This is a genomic window from Streptomyces sp. NBC_01390, assembly GCF_045040105.1.
In the GTDB taxonomy this organism is placed as follows: domain Bacteria; phylum Actinomycetota; class Actinomycetes; order Streptomycetales; family Streptomycetaceae; genus Streptomyces.
Genome location: NZ_CP109551.1, coordinates 9,726,877 through 9,746,273, shown reverse-complemented (window position 1 = coordinate 9,746,273; position 19,397 = coordinate 9,726,877). Strand labels below are relative to the sequence as shown.

Here is a 19,397-nt window from a genome sequence, read left to right as displayed (position 1 = left end):
CCGTGACGCGTGGTGCCGACGGGGCCGTCGTCACGGCAGGAACGAGAGTGGGTCGTCCCATGGACAACCGGTCCATCGGCTCCGGCGCGGCATTGGGCACCGGAGTACCAGAGGACTTCGCCGTCGTCGTCGATGCCGGTCTGCGAGTCATGGCGTGGAGTTCCGGTGCCCAGGCCCTGTTGGGACACACGCCCGACGACGTCGTGGGCCGTCCGGTCGCCGACCTTCTCGCCGCGGACCTCCCCCACCCGGCCGGTCGGCGGATGGCCGCCGGCGAGCCCTGGACCAGCGAGGTGGCGCTGCGCCACCGTGACGGCGACCGGATCCTCGTACGGCTGCGCGGCGCGCCGCTGTCGACCGGGGGAACGGGTTCCCTCTGGCTCGTCACGGGTGCCACGGTGACCCACGCCTCCGGTCCACGCGCCGCGGACGCGGCCGAACTGTGGGACCGGACGCTCGCGCAGCTTCCGCTGCCCGTCGCGGTCTACGACCACCGCGCCCTGTTCGTGGCCTGCAACGAGGTGATGAGCCAGGCCATGGGCCTGACCGGCGAGGAGATGGAAGGTCTGACCCTCACCGAGATCCAGCCGAGCCACAAGGAGATGGACCGCCTCCAGCGCGAGGTCCTGCGCACCGGGGAGGCGCTCCACAGTGAGCAACGGCCGGGCCGGGGCCTGGGCGAGGTCGACGAGCACGCCTGGTCCGTGTATCTCACCCCGCTCAAGGACCCGGACGGCTCGGTCCAGGGCCTGTCGGCGATGGTGATCGACACCACCGAGCAGTACTGGGCCCGACGGCGCCTGGAGGTGCTCGACGAGGCCGGTGCGCGGATCGGGAGCACCCTCGACGTGAGTCGGACCGCGGAGGAGCTCGCGGAGGTGGCGGTCACGGGATTCGCCGACTTCGTCGTCGTCGACCTGCTGGAGTCCGTCGTCCGCGGGGACGAACCGGAACCGGTGTCGCCCACCGAGCAGATCGTGCTGTGCCGTGCCGCCCATGCCTCGGTGCTCCCCGGGTGTCCCGAGTCCGCGATCGCGGTGGGCGAGACGGCGAGCCGCCCCCCGCGCTCCCCGGCAGCCTGGGCACTGCGCACCGGCCGGGGCACCCGGCACCGCATCGGCGACCCGGTGCTGCGCGAGTGGCTGGCGGAGTCCCCGGCGCGCGCCGAGGCGGTACGACGGTACGGGATGCACTCGGTACTGCTCGTACCGCTGCGCGCCCGCGGCGTCACCCTGGGCCTGGTGTATCTGGTGCGACACCGCACACCGAAGCCCTTTGGCGACGACGACCTGCTGCTGGCCGAGGAGATCGCCGCCAGGGCGGCAGTGAGTATCGACAACGCCCGGCGTTACACCCAGGAACGCCGGACCGCACTCGCCCTTCAGCGCAGCCTGCTGCCCGAGCGGTTGCCCTCCACGACGGCCGTGGACCTGGCCTACCGGTATCTGCCGGCGGGTTCCGCGAGCGGGGTCGGCGGCGACTGGTTCGACGTCATCCCCCTGTCCGGAGGAAGGGTCGCCCTCGTGGTGGGTGATGTGGTCGGCCACGGCATCCACGCCTCCGCGACGATGGGCCGCCTGCGCACCGCGGTCCGTACGCTCGCCGACGTCGACCTCGCCCCGGACGAACTGCTCACCCAGCTCGACGACCTGGTCGTCCGGCTCGACCGGGAGGAGGGACCCGACGCCCGGGGATCGACGAGCGGCGCATCGGGCGAGGTGGGCGCCACGTGCCTGTACGCCGTCTACGACCCGGTCTCGCGCACCTGCCGTCTGGCCCGCGCCGGTCATCCGCCGCCTGCCCTGGTGACCCCCGACGGGACCGTGCGGTTCCTCGACCTGCCCGCCGGCCCGCCGCTCGGCGTCGGTGGGCTGCCGTTCGAAGCGGTCGAGGTCGACCTGGAGGAGGGCAGCGTGCTCGCTCTGTACACGGATGGGCTGATCGAGGCTGCCGACCGGGACATCGACAAGGGGCTCGGCCTGCTGCGGGATGCGCTGAGCCATCCACCGTCCGGCCTGGAGGACATCTGCGACCGGGTGGTCCGCAAGGTGATACCCGCCGCTCCCGCCGACGACATCGTGCTGCTCCTGGCCCGGACATCCGCGCTGGAGCCCGACCGGGTGCACACCTGGCGGCTGCCCACGGATCCCGCCCTCGTTGCCGGGGCCCGCAAGATGGCGAGCGACCAGCTGAGCGTCTGGGGACTGGACGAGCTGGCCTTCGCCACCGAGCTCATCGTCAGCGAACTGGTCACCAACGCCATCCGCTACGGCAGCCAGCCCATCGAACTGCGCCTGCTGCGCGGCGACGCTCTCGTCTGCGAGGTCTCCGACGGCAGCAGCACCGCCCCGCACCTGCGGCGGGCCCGCTCCTTCGACGAGGGCGGACGCGGGCTCCTGCTCGTGGCCCAGCTCGCGGAGCGCTGGGGCAGCCGGCAGACACCCGCCGGAAAGACCATCTGGGCGGAGTTGCCGCTGCCGACGTGAGCGTCCCCGTTTCGTCGGCACTGCGGGGCCGGCGATCCGTGTCGGAAGCAACGAGGTGGCTCGTCGGCACAGACGTCGGCCGGCTCGGCTTCAGGTTCCTGCCTTGCCCCGCGGCCTATGGCGAAGTGGGGGGGTGCGCGGGGCAAGGAGTTCTGCTGTCAGGAACTAGGTCGACGCCCGGCTCACATCACCAGGTGGGCTCTCACCGCACATCTGTTCAGTGATGCGCGCCGACCGCCGGGGCAGTTGGCGGCCCTGCTGAACGCAGGACCGGACTTCCCGGGTTGCACTGTTCCTCGGGCTGATGCGTGGGGGTTCAGCAGCCGTAGTTGACCAGGTTGAACGTGGCGTAGTGGTCGGAGGTGTAGTAGTCCTCCTGGGTCTTCTCGCCGGTGACGATGCGGCGCGCACCGCGCGTGGAGGAGCCCGGCGTGATCACGGTGTACTCGTGATAGTAGCCAGAGGAGTGACTCGGCAGGACGCCTTCCCGGTTCTGGAAGACGACGCCGTCCTGCGAGTACGGGTAGGGGCCACCCTGCTCGATCAGGTCCAGGGTGTCGTGGGCTTGGGAGGGCAGCTTGGTGTAGCAGATGCTGCCGACCGCGGCAGCCGCCGGGGTCGCGGTGACGGCGCCACCGACGACGAGGGCGGACAGGACGGCGGCTGCGGCGCCGATGCGAGTGATCCGTGGGGGGAATCTCATGGCTTCATGATGACGCGCGTAGACAGTGACATGTCAATGACAACTCCGGAGATTTTCCCGTCAAGTCCGATGAGTTTTCGGGAAGTTAACTTGACGCGCGGCATCTGCATGCGATCTACACGTTCTGGTGCGCGGAGGCCTTGCCCCCACATGGGCGGTCCGTGCCTCGAACAAGGTGTCCACGCGCGCGTGGACACCTCTCGGCATGTGACCGTCCGTCGCGTCAGCCCCCGAGTTCCCGGTGCCGGGCCGTCAGTTCCGCCGACCCCTCCTCCGTCAGGGAGCCGAACAGGCGCAGGCGCGAGATCCCACCGTCGGGGTAGATGTCCACGCGCGCGTGCGTGCCCGCCACCGGGGCCGGCAGGACGAAGCGGTGGTTCGTGTCGGGCTGGAGGCGGGTGCGCGGGAGGATCTCCGTCCACTCCCCGTTCTCGCCGTCGCCGTCCCGGAGCGACACCGTCGCCCAACCCGCGCTGTTGCCCTTCAGATACGCCGTGTCGATCTCCACGGCCCTGATCTCCGACCGGGCCACCAGCCGGTAGCTGATCCAGTCGTTGCCCAGGTCGCGGCGCCGGCGCGTCTCCCAGCCGTCGTCCATCTTGCGGGAGCGCCCCGGCTGGATGGTGTTGGACGCCGGTGAGTAGAAGCGGTCCGACGCGTCCTCGGCCCGGCCGCCGTTCTCCAGGGCGACCACGTCGAAGGTGCCCAGCGCCGCCAGCCAGGCAGGGTCGGGGGCGACCTCGCCGTACACCCGCAGGCGCGCGATGCCCCCGTCCGGATGCTGGTTGACCCGCAGGTGCGTGAAGCGCTGTTCGAGCGACACCTCGAAGCCGTTCGCCGCGTGACCGCCCACCTTGGTGCGCGGCACCAGCGTCGTCCACTTCACGTCGTCCGCCAGCAGTTCCTCCGGGGACGGGGAGCCGGGCACCGACACACCCTCCACGGACACGGCCTGCGGATAGTTGCCGCGGAAGTGGGCGGTGTCGACCACGATGCCGCGTACGACGCCCGGCGCGCCGAGCCGTACCAGCGCCCAGTCGTGGTCCTGTGCCGTCGGCCACGGGTGCTCGGCCGACGCACCGCGCCTGCGCCGTGTCTCCCAGCCGTCCATGATCTTGCCCTTGTGGCCGAAGTGCTCGGGCACGAACTCGGCGGGCTCGGGCACGAGCATGTTCTCGCGGTCGGCGAAGAACTCGTCGTTGGCGGCGATCACCCCGGCCCCGAGGCGGCGGTCGGCGAGGTTGGCGTACTGGGTGAAGGGGAAGTCCGCGGTGCGGTAGTCCGCGTACGGGTCGCCGCCTCCGTAGGGGTTCGCGTCGCCGGTGAAGCTCACAGTCGCGGTCACGGTGATCAGTTCTGCCTTTCGGACTTCGGTGTCGGCCGTTGCGGGTGCCTGGAGGGGGATCCGGTCAGGGGATCGGGTCAGGGGGTACGGGTGAGGAGTTGCCCCTTCGGGTCGGTGAACTCGCCCTCCGCCACGATGCGTTGACCGCGCAGCCAGGTCGAGCGGACGACACCGCTGAGGGTTCTGCCCGCGTACGCCGTCACGCGGTTGCGGTGCTGCAGTGCTGCCGGGTCCACGGTGAACGTCTCGTCCGGCGCCAGTACCGCGAAGTCGGCGTCCCGGCCCGCCTCGATCGCGCCCTTGCGCCCGTCGAGGCCGACGAGCGCGGCCGTGCGGGTGGACATCCAGCGCACGACGTCCTCCAGGGAGTGCCCCCTGCGCCGGGCCTCGGTCCACACCGCCGCGAGGCTCAGCTGGAGCCCCGAGATACCGCCCCACGCCGTCGCGAAGTCGGCGGTCTTGAGGTCCGCGGTGGACGGCGAGTGGTCGGTGACCACGCAGTCGATCGTGCCGTCGGCCAGCGCCTGCCACAGCAAGTCCTGGTTGGCGGCCTCGCGGATGGGCGGGCAGCACTTGAACTCGCTCGCCCCGTCCGGGACCTCCTCGGCGGTGAGGGTCAGGTAGTGCGGGCACGTCTCCACGGTGATCCGCACCCCCTCCGCCTTCGCGGCGGCGATCAGTGGCAGCGCGTCGCTCGACGACAGGTGCAGGACGTGCACGCGCGCGTGCAGGCGCTTCGCCTGCTCGATCAGGCCGGCGATCGCCCGGTCCTCGGCGCCGCGCGGGCGCGAGGCGAGGAAGTGCGCGTACTCCGGTCCGCCCTGCTGCGGGGCCGTGTCGAGGTGGTGCGGGTCCTCGGCGTGCACGATGAGCAGTCCGTCGAAGCCGGCGATCTCGGCCATCGACAGGGCGAGTCGCTCCTGGTCGAGGTGCGGGAACTCGTCCACCCCGGACGGTGACAGGAACGCCTTGAAGCCGAAGACGCCCGCGTCGTGCAGCGGGCGCAGGTCCTTGACGTTGTCGGGCAGCGCGCCACCCCAGAAACCGACGTCGATGTGCGCCTTGTCCGCGGCCACCTCCCGCTTCGTACGGAGGTGGCCGACCGTCGTCGTCGGCGGGAGGGAGTTGAGGGGCATGTCGACGAGGGTGGTGATCCCGCCGGCCGCGGCGGCACGCGTCGCCGTCCAGAAGCCCTCCCACTCGGTGCGTCCGGGGTCGTTGACATGGACGTGGGTGTCCACCAGCCCGGGCAGCACGACATCGTCGCCGAAGTCCTCCAGACGCGCGCCGGACGGTACGTCGGCCTCGTACGGGAGTACGGCCACGATCCGGCCGTCGGCGACCGCGACGGTGGCCGCACGCGTCCCCTCGGGTGTGATGACGCGCGTCGAGCGCAACACCAGTTCGACGTCGGGCACGCCGGACCCCTCTCTGTCACCTCTGCACCGTGAATCCCGTCGTTTACTTCCACGTAACGGAATTCAACTTTCTGTTGAAGGAGTCTTCACCGAGCGCCCCACACCGTCAAGAGTCACCCTGCCGACCCACCCGGTCCGATGCCAACCGGAGCGGCGACCTGGATGTTTCCACAAGACGGAATTAGAGTTCCGGAAAGCAGAACGTAGCCATACACCAGCAGGCCGTCAAGCAACCGACCGGTAGGCTGCACCATCGCCTGTCAGCCGTGAAAGGAACGCGCCGTGCCGACGCCCAGCGCCAGCTCCACCGACGCCGCCAAACCCGCCGCCGCCGGCGGTGGTGTCCAGTCCCTGGAGCGTGCCTTCGATCTGCTGGAGCGCATGGCGGACGCGGGCGGTGAAGTCGGCCTCAGTGAACTGTCCGTGAGCAGCGGGCTGCCGCTGCCCACCATCCACCGGCTCATGCGCACGCTCGTGTCCTCCGGCTACGTACGGCAGCAGCCCAACCGCCGGTACGCGCTTGGCCCGCGCCTGATCCGCCTCGGCGAGTCCGCGTCCCGGCTGCTCGGCACCTGGGCCCGCCCCTATCTGGCCCGGCTGGTCGAGGAGACCGGCGAGACGGCCAACATGGCGCTCCTGGACGGCGACGAGATCGTGTACGTGGCGCAGGTTCCGTCCAAGCACTCGATGCGCATGTTCACGGAGGTGGGCCGGCGGGTCCTGCCGCACTCCACCGGCGTCGGCAAGGCCCTGCTCGCCGGTTTCCCGCCGGACGAGGTGCGTTCCCTGCTCGCCCGTACGGGCATGCCGGCCGCGACGGAGAAGACCCTCACGACCCCGGACAGCTTCCTGGCCGCCCTGGAGGACGTACGCCGCCTCGGTTACGCGGTCGACGACAACGAGCAGGAGATCGGCGTCCGCTGCCTCGCCGTCTCCGTCCCCGACTCCCCCACGGCCGCCGCGATCTCGATCTCGGGCCCGGCGGGCCGGGTCACCGAGGAGGCGACGGAGCGGATCGTGCCCGTACTGAAGCAGGTCGCGGCCGAACTGTCGGTGACCCTGGCCAGCTCGGGCAGCCCCACCCACTGATCTCCGCCCCGACGGCCCGCGCCCCTCAGGGGTGCGGGAACCGCCCGACAGGCCCCTACCGAACCGCGGCGCTCGAATCGGCGTATCCAGCGGAGCTCAGCGCGGCGGACTGCCGAACAGTTCCACCGCCGCGCGGACGTCCGACAGGCCACGGGCGAGTGCGCTGACCGAGCCGATCGCGCCGGCGATCAGGAGCAACGAGCGGCGCAGGCGCGGGATTTCGGGGCTCCCCGTGATCGCCATCGCGGCCAGGGAGGCCAGTTCGTCCTCGGCGATGCCACGGTCGGGGAACTCGGCCGGGTGCGCGGCGAGTTCACGGCGCAGCCGGGACACCGCGGTCCGCAACTCCGCAACCCTCGGATCCTCGCCGCTGCCGGTCACCGACCTCTGCCCCAAGCTCCGCAACACAGCTCTCCCCCACTGGCCGCACGTGCGCCCCGCACGCCCCCATGGCGATGGTCGGGCGCCGGGGACGCGGGACAGTAAACGCCAACCACGCGACAGGCGCCACACCATGGACCGAATTTCAGCCCTTGAACACCGGCGGTCCGGCGCCGGGTCAGGTATGCAGGAGACATGACGGAGAAAGCGGACCAGGTGGCAGGGCTGTTGCTCGCGGCGGGCGGGGGGCGACGCCTCGGCGGGCGGCCCAAGGCCCTGCTCGAACACCACGGGCATCTTCTCGTCGAACGCGCGGCCGACGCCCTGCGCACGGCGGGCTGCGCCCCGGTCCATGTCGTCCTCGGGGCCCAGGCCGACGACGTACGGAAGCGGGCGGTCCTGCCCGACTGCGTTGTGGTGGAGAACCCGGAGTGGGAGGGGGGCATGGGGTCCTCGCTGCAGGCCGGGCTGGCATCCCTGCGCGGCACCCCGGCCGGCGCGGTCCTCGTCTCGCTGGTCGACCAGCCGGACATCGGGCCGGAGGCCATGGCCCGTGTGCTCGCCGCGTACACGTCCGGGGAGTCCCTCGTGGCGGCCACGTACGGCGGCACCCGGGGGCATCCGGTGCTGTTCGGCGCCGGCCACTGGGCGGGCGTCGCGGCGTCAGCGGTCGGTGACCGTGGTGCCCGCGACTATCTCAGGGCGCACGAGGACACGATCACCCTCGTGGAGTGCGGTGACGTGGCGGAGCCGTACGACATCGACACACCGTCCGACCTGGACCGCCTGGCGTGACCGGCTGCTCGCCACCAAGATTCTCGACGTCAACAAATGATTGAACTTCCACGATGAGGAAACTAGCATCCACTGATCAGAAACATTCGATCCCAGCAGCTCACAACAGCTCACAGCAAACCGCTGAAGGAAGTGACCGCTCATGTCCGCACCAGCGCCGTCCCCGCTGGCCATCGTCGACGCCGAGCCCCTGCCCCGGCAGGAGGAGGTGCTCACCGACGCGGCGCTCGCCTTCGTGGCCGAGCTGCACCGGCGGTTCACGCCCCGGCGTGACGAACTCCTCGCGCGCCGTGCGGAGCGCCGCGCCGAGATCGCCCGTACGTCGACCCTCGACTTCCTCCCCGAGACCGCCGCGATCCGCGCCGACGACTCCTGGCGGGTCGCCCCCTCCCCGGCAGCCCTGAACGACCGGCGCGTCGAGATCACCGGCCCCACCGACCGCAAGATGACGATCAACGCCCTCAACTCGGGCGCGAAGATCTGGCTCGCGGACTTCGAGGACGCCTCAGCGCCGACCTGGGAGAACGTGGTCCTCGGACAGGTCAACCTGGCCGACGCCTACACCCGGAACATCGACTTCACCGACCCGAAGAGCGGCAAGACGTACGCCCTGAAGGCGGCCGGCGAACTCGCCACCGTCGTCATGCGGCCCCGCGGCTGGCACCTGAACGAGCGCCACCTCCAGCTCGACGGCGAGCAGGTGCCCGGCGCTCTCGTCGACTTCGGCCTGTACTTCTTCCACAACGCGCAGCGGCTGCTCGACCTCGGCAAGGGCCCCTACTTCTACCTTCCCAAGACCGAGTCGCACCTCGAAGCCCGCCTGTGGAACGACGTGTTCGTCTTCGCACAGGACTACGTGGGCATCCCGCAGGGCACCGTCCGCGCGACCGTCCTCATCGAGACGATCACGGCCGCCTACGAGATGGAGGAGATCCTCTACGAACTCCGCGACCACGCCTCGGGGTTGAACGCGGGCCGCTGGGACTATCTCTTCTCGATCGTCAAGAACTTCCGTGACGGCGGCGCCAAGTTCGTCCTCCCGGACCGCAACGCCGTGACGATGACGGCCCCGTTCATGCGTGCCTACACCGAACTCCTCGTCCGTACCTGCCACAAGCGCGGGGCGCACGCGATCGGCGGCATGGCGGCGTTCATCCCGTCCCGGCGCGACGAAGAGGTCAACAAGGTGGCCTTCGAGAAGGTCAAGGCCGACAAGGACCGGGAGGCCGGCGACGGTTTCGACGGTTCCTGGGTCGCCCACCCGGACCTGGTCCCGATCGCCATGGCCTCCTTCGACGCGGTCCTCGGCGACCGGCCGAACCAGAAGGACCGCCTCCGCGAGGACGTCCATGTCGAGGCCGCCGACCTGATCGCCGTCGACTCCCTCAAGGCCGAGCCGACGTACGACGGACTCGTCAACGCCGTGCAGGTCGGCATCCGTTACATCGAGGCGTGGCTGCGCGGGCTCGGCGCGGTCGCCATCTTCAACCTCATGGAGGACGCGGCGACCGCCGAGATCTCCCGCTCGCAGATCTGGCAGTGGATCAACGCGGGCGTCGAGTTCGAGCACGCGGGAGAAACGGTGAAGGCCACCCCGGAGCTGGCCCGCGAGATCGCCGCCGAGGAACTCGCGGCCGTCCGCGCCGAGATCGGCGAGGAGGCCTTCGCGGCCGGCAACTGGCAGCGGGCCCACGACCTGCTGCTGACCGTCGCCCTCGACGACGACTACGCGGACTTCCTGACCCTGCCGGCGTACGAGCAGCTCAGGGGCTGACCTTCTAAGGAGCCGGCTTGTCCGGCCCGTCCTGCCTGTCCGAGTGGCCCAGGGACTTTCCCGGGGCCACTCGGTCGCGTACGGCCTGCTTCACGGCCGTGGGCTCCGGGAAGCCCTGTTCCCTGCGGTCCCAGACCACCTCGCCGTCGACCCGGACGACGAACACGCCGCCGGTACCGGGCTTGAGCGACAGCTCGCCCAACTCCGTCTCGAAGGTGGTGAGCAACTCCTGTGCCAGCCAGGCCGCGCGGGGCAGCCAACGGCACTGGGTGCAGTACTCGATCTGTACTACCGGTCCCACGTGGTTCATCCGAGATGCACCGACCAATCCTGTTCCGCCGCCGGTTTGCCGTGCAGGTCGGGGACCTGCTTGAGCCAGGCCGGCCGCTCCCGTTGTGTCTTCGCCGCGCGTCGCGCGTCTTCCGCGGCCAGTTCCTCGCGGCCGGGGAAGTCGGTGGGCAGCCAGGACGCGGACACCTCCACGCGCGCGTGGAGGTACGTCACATACGCGTCCCGGACCTCGTCGGGGGTCGTGAAGTCGCCCTCGGCCTCCAGCCAGGCGTCCGGCACCTCGGCCAGCACCTCGCGCAGCAGCTTCTCCGTCACGCGGGGCGCCAGTTCGGCGTCGGCGGCGCGGGTGTCCGGGGCGTGGCGGCCGAGGGCGTGGCGGCGGAAGTCGTACGCCTTCTCCGGCGCCGACAGGTCCCACCGGTGGTGGAAGACGAGGGCGGCGCCGTGGTCGATCAGCCACAGGCGCGGCGGCGCGATGCCGAAGGTGGGCCAGACCATCAGGTTGGAACTGTGCGTCGTACGGTCCACGTTGACGGTGAGGGCGTCCAGCCAGACGATGCGGCCCGCCTCCAGGGGATCGACGTCGAACGAGGCCGCCGTCTCCGGGGTGAAGTCCTTGGCGCCCGGCAGGTAGTCCATGCCGAGGTTGAGGCCGGCGCTGGCGTGCAGCAGGTCCTGGACCTCCTGGTGGGGCTCGTGGGCGCCGATGGCCGGGTCGAAGTGGACGAGGACCAGCTCGGGGAAGCGCAGTCCCAGGGCGCGTGCCAGTTCCCCCACGACCACCTCGGCGACCAGCGCTTTGCGGCCCTGCGCGGAGCCGGTGAACTTCACGACGTAGGTGCCGAGGTCGTCGGCCTCGACCACCCCTGGGACGGAACCGCCCGATCTCAGGGGCTCGACGTAGCGGGTTGCCGTGACCTCTCTCATGCCGTGAGCATATTGAATCCTCCCCCAGCTGAAGCAAAGGGATTCCTGGCTCACGCCGCCTACGGGTCAACGACCCGACAGGTCTTCCACGATCAACACCAGCCGGGTTGAAACCAGCCCGGTTTGTACCGCACAGCTTGGAGGTGCATGCGCTGTCTTGGTTCTCGATCAGCACGACGTACGCGCTTGGTTCTCGCAGCGCACGGTGGCTGTGCTACCCAATCTCGTGGCGGTCTTTCGCACCGATCTCAGTTCCAGGAGGGATGCCCCTCCGGTGTGCTGCCGGTGGTGAGTTTGCGGGCGCCCGTGCCGTCCGCGCGGACCGCCCAGATCGCCGGCCGGTCGAAGGGCCCCCGGACGAAGGCCACCCACTTGCCGTCCGGTGACCACACCGGGTCCATCTCCTGGGCGGCCGTCTGCACCAGTGTCTTGTCGTCACTGCCGTCGGCCCTGGCGATGTGGATGTCTCCCCCCGTCCCCTTGCCGGGTGCTCCGGCGGTGTACGCGAGGTAGCGGCCGTCCGGGGACCAGACGGCGTCCAGCGCCCGCCGGGACTGGTGGGTCACCTGCTGGGGTTCGGCGCCCGGCTGTGCCGGATCGACGACGTGGACCTGCCAGCCCGAAGTCTTCTGCAGGCAGACGGCGATGAGCTTGCCGTCGGGGGACCAGGCCGGGTCCTCGACCTTCCCGGAGCCGGTGGTCAGTTGCTGCGCGGAGCCGTCCGAGACGTTCACGGCGAACAGCTGCTGCACACCGTCCGCGCGGCGCAGGACGGCCAGTCGCTTGCCGTCCTGGGACCAGGAGACCCGGCCGCCCGCGATGGCGGCGATCCGGCGGACGCCGGTACCGTCCGCGTTCGCCGTCCACACGGCCGCCCCTTCCGCCGTCTTGCGGGTGAACGCGAACGACTTGCGGTCGGGGGACCACTGCGGGAGGGCGTCGCAGGTCCCGTCGATCAGCTGTACGGGGTTGTCGGTGGTGGAGTCGCGGCGGCCGATCACGCTGTGGCAGTCCGACGATCCGGGCTGCGTGTCCAGCCGGACCAGCAACGGGGCGTCGGGGAACGCGGCGGGGGTCGATCGCTTGGGCGACGGCGAGGTTCCGCCGGCCTTGGCGGCTCCGGGGTCGTCGGAACCGGTCCAGGGCTGCCACACGAGCAGCCCCGCGACAGACGCCGCGACCAGCAGCGCCGCTACGGCGACCGTCCCTCGGCGACCGCGCCGGGCCCCGGTCCCGTTCGACGGTCCGGCACCGCCGGGCGGGGCGGACCCGCCGGACGGGACCGGAGCCGGTGAGAGGACCGGCGGCGGCCCGAAGCCGCGGCCGGGCGACGACTGGACGGTCAGGGGGTGGGAGGCCACGGTCCGGCCCTCGGCAGCCGCCGACTGGGCGGGCGTGGGACGCGGGTCAGTGGCCGGCGCCCGACCGTCAGCCACCGGCGGCGGCCCGTACAAGGCCGCACGCCGGTCCCCGGCCAGGGCCTGCCCGTCGGCAACAGGCGGCGTCCCGGACACCGTCGCACGCTGGTCCCGGGCCAGGGCCCGCCCATCGGCAACAGGCGGCGCCCCCGACACCGTCGCACGCTGGTCCCTGCCCAAAGCCTGCTCCCCGGCGGTCGGCGGCGGGCCGGACACCGTCGTACGCGGATCGGTGGCCGGTGCCTGCCCGTCGGTGACCGGCGGTGGCCCGGACAAGGTCGCGCGCGGATCGGTGGGCGCCGCCGACGGGCGGTCCGCTGCCGCGAGGTACACCGCCGGGGCCTGTCTCCGGATGAGCGCGGTCGCCTCGGCGGGCAGCCAGGTGTCCGACGGATGCCGGACCGTGAGCTGGTCGAGGAACTCCGACGGACCGGGGCGGTCGAGCGGGTCCTTGGCCAGACAGGCCGCGATCAGTCCGCGCAGCGGGTCGGGCACGCCCGAGAGGTCCGGCTGTTCGTGGACGACGCGGTAGGCCCAGGCGGCCGACCCCCCGTCGCCGAAGGGAGTGCAGCCCGCCGCCTGGCTGAGCACCACGCCCAGGGCGAACATGTCCACCGCGGGGGTGAGCGTGCCACCGACGAGCTGCTCCGGCGCGAGAAAGCCGAGCGTGCCGATCTGGAACCCGGTCTGGGTGAGGGCCGTACCGTCGAGGGCCCGCGCGATGCCGAAGTCGATGACCCGGGGGCCGTCCTCCGCGACGATGATGTTGGCGGGCTTCAGGTCGCGGTGGATGACCCCGGCCTGGTGAATGGCGGCCAGCGCCTCGGCGAGGCCGGCGGCCAGCACGGTGAGTGTGTCGGCGGGAAGGGGACCCACCTGGTCGAGCACGTCCCGCAGGGTGGGGCCGGGAATGTAGGCCGTCACCAGCCAGGCCGGCTCGCCCTCCGGGTCGGCGTCCACGACCGGCGCGGTGTGGAAACCGCCGACGCGGCGGGCGGCGGCCACCTCGTCGGCGAATCTGCGCCGGAAGCCCGGATCCGTGCTCAGTTCGGGCCGTACGACCTTGACGGCCACCGCCCGGCCCGACCGCGACCGGCCGAAGTAGACGACGCCCATTCCGCCCTGGCCGAGCCGTCCGACCAGCCGGTACCTGCCCTCCCCGACAGAGGCGGGATCACCTGCTCCGAGCGGTTTCATGACTCCCCCATCTCACCTCTCCGGTCCGGCTGTGGGAACTCATCGCCCCGGCCCCCCGTCCCCGTCGTGCGGCCCTAATGAGCCGCGATGCCCCACTACCGGCCATCAGTCTAGATGTGCCGCTCATGACGTCATCTGGTCCGGAACGGTTCCCCTTCGCCCGCCGGTTCACCCCGCCGGTTCACCCGGTCAGCGGATTCCGCAGCGGGATGTACCGGGCGTCGGCGCCGTCGGCGCCGGTCCAGCGCAGCAGCAGGTTGGTCTTGCCGGGCAGGGTGGGCGAGGCGAGAAGTGCGGCGGCCTCGGGGAGCTCGTGGCGGGACAGCTCCCGGCGTACGGCCGGCCAGGGGTCGAAGCCCGGGTGGCGTTCGCGCAGCACCTCCGCGACCTCGGTGAGGTGGTTGACGACCAGGCAGTACACGAGCCGCTCCCAGCCCGCCGCCCGCGTCACGTCCGGCAGCAGCTTCACGCCCTCCGCGTCCCGGTACAGGGCCTGTACGGGGGTTCCGTGGGCGTCGACCGAGATCAGGCAGTTCTGGACGTGGGCTTCGACGACGACACCGGAACGTGCGAACAGCTCGACGACCGGCGGCACGGCACACCGCAGATACGCCGTCCACCAGGCGCCCGGGTCGGCGAGCTCGTCCAGCGGGTTGCCGTCGAAGCCCTCGACCAGCGCGGCGGCGAGCAGCGGGGTGGCGCCCGGTACGACATGGTCGCGCAGGCCGTCGCGGACCATGACCGCCAGCTCCTCGAAGGCGAAGTCGGCGGTGCGGTAGCCCCGATCGCTGAGCCAGACCGGTCGGCCCTCCGCGGCGGCGACGACCGCCGCGTCCGTGCGGCGCAGCTTCCGCAGGTCGTGGCGCCAGAGCCGGCGTACGTCGTTGGTGATACGGACGTCGAGGCTGAACTTGACGAAGAGGTCGTGCTCGGGCGCGTACAGCGTGCGGATCGCCGCTGTGGGCCAGGTGTCGAACGTGGTCGTGCCCAGCCGGATCAGCCGGCCGTCCGCGAAGGCGTCCGTCAGGCTCGGGCCGACGAGGTCGAGCTGCCAGGGGTGGGCGGGCAGCAGCCGGTAGCCGGGCGGGGCCGTGCCGAAGGTGTCCAGGGCGGACACGTCGCCCTCCTCGGCGACCGCGTCCTCGCGCACGCCGAGCAGCACCAGCGGGAAGGCGGCGTACGCCTCGGGCGCGTACGGCAGCCAGCCGGCGACGGGGCCGCCGCCGCGTGCCTTGGGCGCCGGGTGGTAGGGGTGCCCGGTGAGGAGGGACTGCTCGGAGCGCCGGTACGGGTCGTCGGGCGGGGTGGTGGCGGCGCGGGCGGTGAGCAGTGCGGCGAGCGCGTCCCGGCTGTCGGCCATCTCGGCGGGCAGTTCGGGGTTGGACAGGCCGGTGTGCGCCTGGAGTTCCTCGGCCACGAGCTTGACGAGTTCGGCGTGGCCGACCGGGTGCCAGGTGTCGCCGCCCGTGTTCACCTCGGGCGCGGCGGGCCGCCGTCCCCCGCGCACACGCAGCAGACGCTCCCCACTCGGCAGTCGGTACACATGCGGCTCGCCCGGGCCGGGGAGCGGCTGCGCCACCTCCCGCAGCAGGCAGTTGAGCAGGGGCGCGATCGCGTACGCGTCGGCACGCGCTCCGGTGTCGTCGGGTGTGGCGGGCGTCGCCGGGGGTGCGGTGGGGGGCCTGGTGGGGTCCACGCGTTCCCTCGTTTCTTACGGTGCTTCCCTGCGGTCGCGGTTTCCCGCGCTGGGCCGGCGATCAGTATGTAGGTCGTCGTCCACGCCCGCTCACCAGCACATACCCGCAGCCAAACCCGCACCCGAGGAGCCCGCCCGTGCACCGTCCCTCCAGCGCAGAGGCCGAGGTCGCCGACGAACTGGCCGCCGTGCGGCCCGACCTCGTCGCCCGGTACGCGGCCGAGCTGCCCGGCGCGCGGGCCGCCGTCCTGACCCGGCTGTGGCGGGCGCTCGTCCACGAGCCGCTGCCGTGGATCGTCCGACGTGAGAGCGGTGCGGATCTCCTGCTGGCGGACGGCCGCCGGCTGGAGGGCCCGTACGCCGATCCGTACGCCGTCGACGGTCGGGTCACCGCCGTACGGCTCGGGACACGGTTCGGGGCGGTGTCGTACGAGGACCCGGCGCGGCTGATGACGGACCTGGGCGTCCCGCACGGGGCCGCCTTCGCGGTCGAACTCGGCCACAGTGTCGCCTCGTTGGCCCTGTCCCGCGCCGACCAGGAGCACGTCCCGCGTGCCCCCGGGACCGGCTGGGAGTGGGAGCAGCGGGTCGTCGACGGGCATCCCTTCCATCCCAACTGCCGTTCCCGGCCCGGGTTCTCGGTGGCCGAGCAGCTCGCGTACGGGCCCGAGCACCGGCCGGTCGTGGAGTTGGCGCTGGTGGCGGCGGGCGACTGTGCCGTGCGGGGCGAGTGGCCCGAGTGGCTGCGGGAGGGCGGGCGTCCGCTGATCCCGGTGCACCCCTGGCAGGCGGAACATGTGCTCCGACTCCCCACCCGGGGTGGGCTGTCGGCGCATCCGCTGATGTCCCTGCGCGGTCTGGCGCTCCCGGAGGGCGGACAGCACGTCAAGACGGCGTTGAGCGCACGGCTCACCTCCTCGGTGCGGGACATCTCGCCGTACTCGATCGAGACGGCGGCGACGGTGTCGGCGTTCATGGAGTCCATGGCCGCGCGTCTCGACGGGCTGCTGCACATCACCCGCACCCTCGGCGCGGTCACCGCCGACTCCCCCGATCTGGCGGCGGTGCTGAGGGAGCCGCCCGACCTGTACGCGGACCCGGGGGCCGGCGAGTACGTCGTTCCCGTGGGCGCCCTCGCCGCCACGGGTTTTCCTCGGTCTCCGTCCTGGCTGGCCGAGTTCACCCGTCTCGCCCTCACCGTCGGTCTGCGCCTGCTCGATCTGGGCGTCGCCCTGGAGGCCCACGGGCAGAATCTCCTCGTCGTGCTGTCGGCGACCGGGGACCCGCTGCGGCTGGTCTACCGCGACCTCGCCGACATCCGGGTCAGCCCGGCCCGGCTGGCCCAGCACGGCATCGCGGCGCCGGAGCTGACCGGACGGATCGTCACCGACGACGAACCCGCCCTGCGCCGCAAGCTGTTCGGTTCGCTGGTGGCGGGGGCGCTGGGTGCCACCGCCGGTTCCCAAGCGGCACTGCGGGAGGCGTTGGAGACGGCCGTACGAGGGCTGCCGCGCACGCCCGATCTGCTGGCGCTGCTCGAGCAGCCGCTGCCCACCAAGGCGTTGACCCTGATGCGGCTGTCACCGGACTCGCCGGGAGATCTGTGGACCCAACTGCCCAACCCCTTGGGAGAGGTGACGAAAGAGGGCAGCTGACGGGCCCCGTTTTGAAGCGGGTCGCCCACTGTCAATAGGATCCGTCGATGATCACAAGACAACGGCTGGCGGCGGGCGCCTGCGCCCTGCTCACCGCCCTGGCGGCCGGGATCGCGGTCCCGGCCGAAGCCGTCGCCGACGAAACCACCGCACTCGCTCCCAAGGTCAATCTCCTGCTCGACGTCAGCGGTTCGATGCGGGCGCGCGACATCGACGGCCAGTCGCGGATGGCCGCGGCGAAGCAGGCGTTCAACGAGGTGCTGGACTCGACACCCGAGGAGGTCCAGCTCGGCATCCGCACGCTGGGCGCCAACTACCCGGGCGACGACCGCAAGGAGGGCTGCAAGGACACCGCGCAGCTCTACCCGGTGGGCCCGCTCGACCGCACGGAGGCCAAGGCGGCGGTCGCGACGCTCACGCCCACCGGCTGGACGCCGATCGGCCCCTCGCTGCTGAGGGCCGCCGACGACCTGAACGGCGGTGAGGGCACCAAGCGCATCGTGCTCATCAGCGACGGCGAGGACACCTGCGCGCCGCTCGACCCGTGCGAGGTGGCCCGGGAGATCGCGGCCAAGGGCATCGGCCTCACCATCGACACCCTCGGCCTGGTCCCGAACACCAAGATGCGGCAGCAGCTCAGCTGTATCGCGGAGGCGACCGGCGGGACGTACACGTCGGTCGAGCACACCGAGGAACTCACCGACAAGGTCAACCAGTTGGTCGTCCGCGCCGCCGACCCGGTGGTGACGCCGGTGGCCGTCGAGGGCGCGGCGGGATGTACGAACGCTCCGGCGGTGAAGTCCGGTCTCTACACGGACCGCGAGGAGTTCGGCCAGCAGCGCTGGTACCGCGTCGAGGTGTACCCGGGGAAGGAACTGCGCGCCTCGGTGAGCGTGTCGGCCGACCGTGCCGTCAACCCGGACTACGGGGTGCTGCTGCGCGCGGTGACCACGCACGGCCGTGAGATCGTCCGCGGCGAGGGCAACGGCACCGGTCGTACCGACGTCATCTCGACCGGTCTGCGCTATGCGAAGGCGGACAGCGACGACGACGCGGACAAGCCGGCCGCCGAGACCGTGTGTCTCCAGGTCACCAACTCCTTCTCGGCGGCCGGTGGTGTGAAGTCCGCGCCCGGTCTGCCGCTCGAACTGACCGTGGACGTCGTCGACGGCCCGAGCCAGGCGAGCGACGTGGCCTCCTTCGGTCTCGGCCGCGGCTGGTGGCTGCTGGGCGCGCTCGTCCTGTTCGGCTTCCTCACGGGTGTTCTGTGGGGCTGGATCTCGCGCCTGCGGGTCTCGGTATGGAGGACCAACTGATGCGAGTTGTGCGAGTGATGCGAGTTAGGGCAAGACAACTGCTGCGCGGTACACGCGCGTTGGGCTCGGCCGTGCTGCTGCTCGGGCTGGCCGCGGCCCCGGCCGTCGCCGACGCCTCGCCCTCCCCGAGCCCCTCGGACGGCAGCTCGGCCCCCACCTCGGCGGGCACGTCGTTCCGTACGGCGACGGAGTTCGACCAAGGCCAGCAGGCCACCGCGAGCGGTTCCGCGGGCGACTACCTGTACTGGTCGTTCCCTGCGGACTCCGGTCAACGCCCCACCGTCAAGGCGACGGTGAAGCTGCCGGGCACCCACGCCTCCGAGACCTGGCAGCTCGACGTGTACGACGGTCTGCGGCGCCGCCAGGCCTGCCAGTACGGCGCCCAGACGCGCACCGCCGACGCCGGCACCGCCTCCGTGGAGCTGGCGTGCGTCCTGCGCACGGTCCGCGCCTGGTCTGAGCAGTGGGCCAACGACCCGCTGCCGGGCACGTACTACGTCCGGCTGACGGCGGTGAACCTTCCGACCTCCGACCTCGGCCTCCCGGTCGGGGCCGAAGTGCGGGTGGACTCCAAGGACATCGGCGGCGCGGCGGCCGTGGACGGCTCACTGGCCGAGCCGCTGGTTCCCGGGATCGCGGTCAAGTCCGAGAACTCCGAGGAGGCAGAGGACAGTTCGACGGCGTCCGCCGTGCTGTCGAGCATCGAGCCCGACGACGGCTGGTCCTCCGGCTGGTGGTCCGACCGCTGGGTCTGGACGGCGATCGGCGGTGCGCTGGCCGCTCTGGCGGGCGTCGGCGGCTACGCCCTGACGCGCGGCTCGGGCCGGCCGAGGCAGGTTCCGCCGGGCGCCTGACCCGGAGCTGACGGTACGTCAACATGCCCGCCGCGCAGGGTCGCGGCGGGCA

Annotated in this window: 15 protein-coding genes; 7 read left to right on the top strand and 8 right to left on the bottom strand. The window is 71.7% G+C overall.

What is annotated here, in order from left to right:
- Positions 1 to 59: 59 nt before the first annotated feature.
- Positions 60 to 2,486: a SpoIIE family protein phosphatase gene (locus OG241_RS43645; RefSeq protein ID WP_405826757.1), complete on the top strand. Its 2,427-nt coding sequence runs from the start codon at positions 60 to 62 to the stop codon at positions 2,484 to 2,486.
- Between the two features lie 316 nt (positions 2,487 to 2,802).
- Here OG241_RS43645 and OG241_RS43640 read toward each other — a convergent pair whose 3' ends face one another.
- The 3 genes from OG241_RS43640 to allB all read right to left on the bottom strand — a co-directional run bounded on the left by OG241_RS43640 (position 2,803) and on the right by allB (position 5,952).
- Positions 2,803 to 3,189 carry a ribonuclease gene (locus tag OG241_RS43640; protein ID WP_405823772.1) on the bottom strand — a complete coding sequence of 129 codons (387 nt, stop codon included), beginning with the start codon at positions 3,187 to 3,189 and terminating at the stop codon, positions 2,803 to 2,805.
- Between the two features lie 223 nt (positions 3,190 to 3,412).
- Entirely contained in the window at positions 3,413 to 4,534 is a 1,122-nt protein-coding gene (gene alc / locus OG241_RS43635) for an allantoicase (protein WP_405823770.1), read from the bottom strand.
- A gap of 77 nt (positions 4,535 to 4,611) precedes the next feature.
- Entirely contained in the window at positions 4,612 to 5,952 is a 1,341-nt protein-coding gene (allB, locus tag OG241_RS43630) for an allantoinase AllB (protein WP_405823768.1), read from the bottom strand.
- 282 nt (positions 5,953 to 6,234) lie between these two features.
- On the opposite strand from allB, the gene OG241_RS43625 reads away from it, so the two are divergent.
- The gene (locus OG241_RS43625) at positions 6,235 to 7,041 is read left to right on the top strand and encodes an IclR family transcriptional regulator (protein ID WP_405823767.1); all 807 of its coding nucleotides are present in this window, start codon (positions 6,235 to 6,237) and stop codon (positions 7,039 to 7,041) included.
- A 96-nt stretch (positions 7,042 to 7,137) separates the two neighbouring features.
- On the opposite strand, the gene OG241_RS43620 is transcribed toward OG241_RS43625, so the two are convergent.
- Complete coding sequence (locus OG241_RS43620; protein WP_405823766.1) at positions 7,138 to 7,449, bottom strand: DUF5955 family protein; 312 nt, start codon at positions 7,447 to 7,449, stop codon at positions 7,138 to 7,140.
- Positions 7,450 to 7,617: 168 nt separating this feature from the next.
- Here OG241_RS43620 and OG241_RS43615 point away from each other — a divergent pair, with 168 nt between their 5' ends.
- Positions 7,618 to 8,217: an NTP transferase domain-containing protein gene (locus OG241_RS43615; protein WP_405823764.1), complete on the top strand. Its 600-nt coding sequence runs from the start codon at positions 7,618 to 7,620 to the stop codon at positions 8,215 to 8,217.
- Between the two features lie 142 nt (positions 8,218 to 8,359).
- Complete coding sequence (gene aceB, locus OG241_RS43610) at positions 8,360 to 9,991, top strand: malate synthase A (protein ID WP_405823762.1); 1,632 nt, start codon at positions 8,360 to 8,362, stop codon at positions 9,989 to 9,991.
- A gap of 4 nt (positions 9,992 to 9,995) precedes the next feature.
- On the opposite strand, the gene OG241_RS43605 is transcribed toward aceB, so the two are convergent.
- The 4 genes from OG241_RS43605 to OG241_RS43590 form a co-directional block, all read right to left on the bottom strand.
- Positions 9,996 to 10,292 carry a SelT/SelW/SelH family protein gene (locus tag OG241_RS43605; RefSeq protein ID WP_405823761.1) on the bottom strand — a complete coding sequence of 99 codons (297 nt, stop codon included), beginning with the start codon at positions 10,290 to 10,292 and terminating at the stop codon, positions 9,996 to 9,998.
- 5 nt (positions 10,293 to 10,297) lie between these two features.
- A complete protein-coding gene (locus OG241_RS43600; protein WP_405823759.1) occupies positions 10,298 to 11,209 on the bottom strand; it encodes a HipA family kinase in 912 nt (303 codons plus the stop codon).
- Between the two features lie 248 nt (positions 11,210 to 11,457).
- Positions 11,458 to 13,824, bottom strand: a complete 2,367-nt coding sequence (locus OG241_RS43595; protein ID WP_405823757.1) for a protein kinase domain-containing protein — start codon at positions 13,822 to 13,824, stop codon at positions 11,458 to 11,460.
- 181 nt (positions 13,825 to 14,005) lie between these two features.
- Positions 14,006 to 15,520, bottom strand: a complete 1,515-nt coding sequence (locus OG241_RS43590) for an IucA/IucC family protein (protein WP_405823755.1) — start codon at positions 15,518 to 15,520, stop codon at positions 14,006 to 14,008.
- Positions 15,521 to 15,657: 137 nt separating this feature from the next.
- Between OG241_RS43590 and OG241_RS43585 the strand changes: the two genes are divergently transcribed.
- Genes OG241_RS43585 through OG241_RS43575 form a run of 3 tightly spaced genes read left to right on the top strand, consistent with a single transcriptional unit; the run spans position 15,658 to position 19,345 of the window.
- Positions 15,658 to 17,175, top strand: coding sequence for an IucA/IucC family protein (locus OG241_RS43585; RefSeq protein ID WP_405823753.1), 1,518 nt, complete (start codon positions 15,658 to 15,660; stop codon positions 17,173 to 17,175).
- Between the two features lie 47 nt (positions 17,176 to 17,222).
- The gene (locus OG241_RS43580) at positions 17,223 to 18,491 is read left to right on the top strand and encodes a VWA domain-containing protein (protein ID WP_405823751.1); all 1,269 of its coding nucleotides are present in this window, start codon (positions 17,223 to 17,225) and stop codon (positions 18,489 to 18,491) included.
- A 41-nt stretch (positions 18,492 to 18,532) separates the two neighbouring features.
- Entirely contained in the window at positions 18,533 to 19,345 is an 813-nt protein-coding gene (locus OG241_RS43575; protein WP_405826755.1) for a hypothetical protein, read from the top strand.
- Positions 19,346 to 19,397: the final 52 nt, after the last annotated feature.

What these genes read in the sequence shown, in the direction of transcription:
- OG241_RS43645 (WP_405826757.1), top strand. Translation starts at nt 60, where the DNA reads ATGGACAACCGGTCCATCGGCTCCGGCGCGGCATTGGGCACCGGAGTA.
- OG241_RS43640 (WP_405823772.1), bottom strand. Translation starts at nt 3,189, where the DNA reads ATGAGATTCCCCCCACGGATCACTCGCATCGGCGCCGCAGCCGCCGTC.
- OG241_RS43615 (WP_405823764.1), top strand. Translation starts at nt 7,618, where the DNA reads ATGACGGAGAAAGCGGACCAGGTGGCAGGGCTGTTGCTCGCGGCGGGC.
- aceB (WP_405823762.1), top strand. Translation starts at nt 8,360, where the DNA reads ATGTCCGCACCAGCGCCGTCCCCGCTGGCCATCGTCGACGCCGAGCCC.
- OG241_RS43600 (WP_405823759.1), bottom strand. Translation starts at nt 11,209, where the DNA reads ATGAGAGAGGTCACGGCAACCCGCTACGTCGAGCCCCTGAGATCGGGC.
- OG241_RS43595 (WP_405823757.1), bottom strand. Translation starts at nt 13,824, where the DNA reads ATGAAACCGCTCGGAGCAGGTGATCCCGCCTCTGTCGGGGAGGGCAGG.
- OG241_RS43580 (WP_405823751.1), top strand. Translation starts at nt 17,223, where the DNA reads ATGATCACAAGACAACGGCTGGCGGCGGGCGCCTGCGCCCTGCTCACC.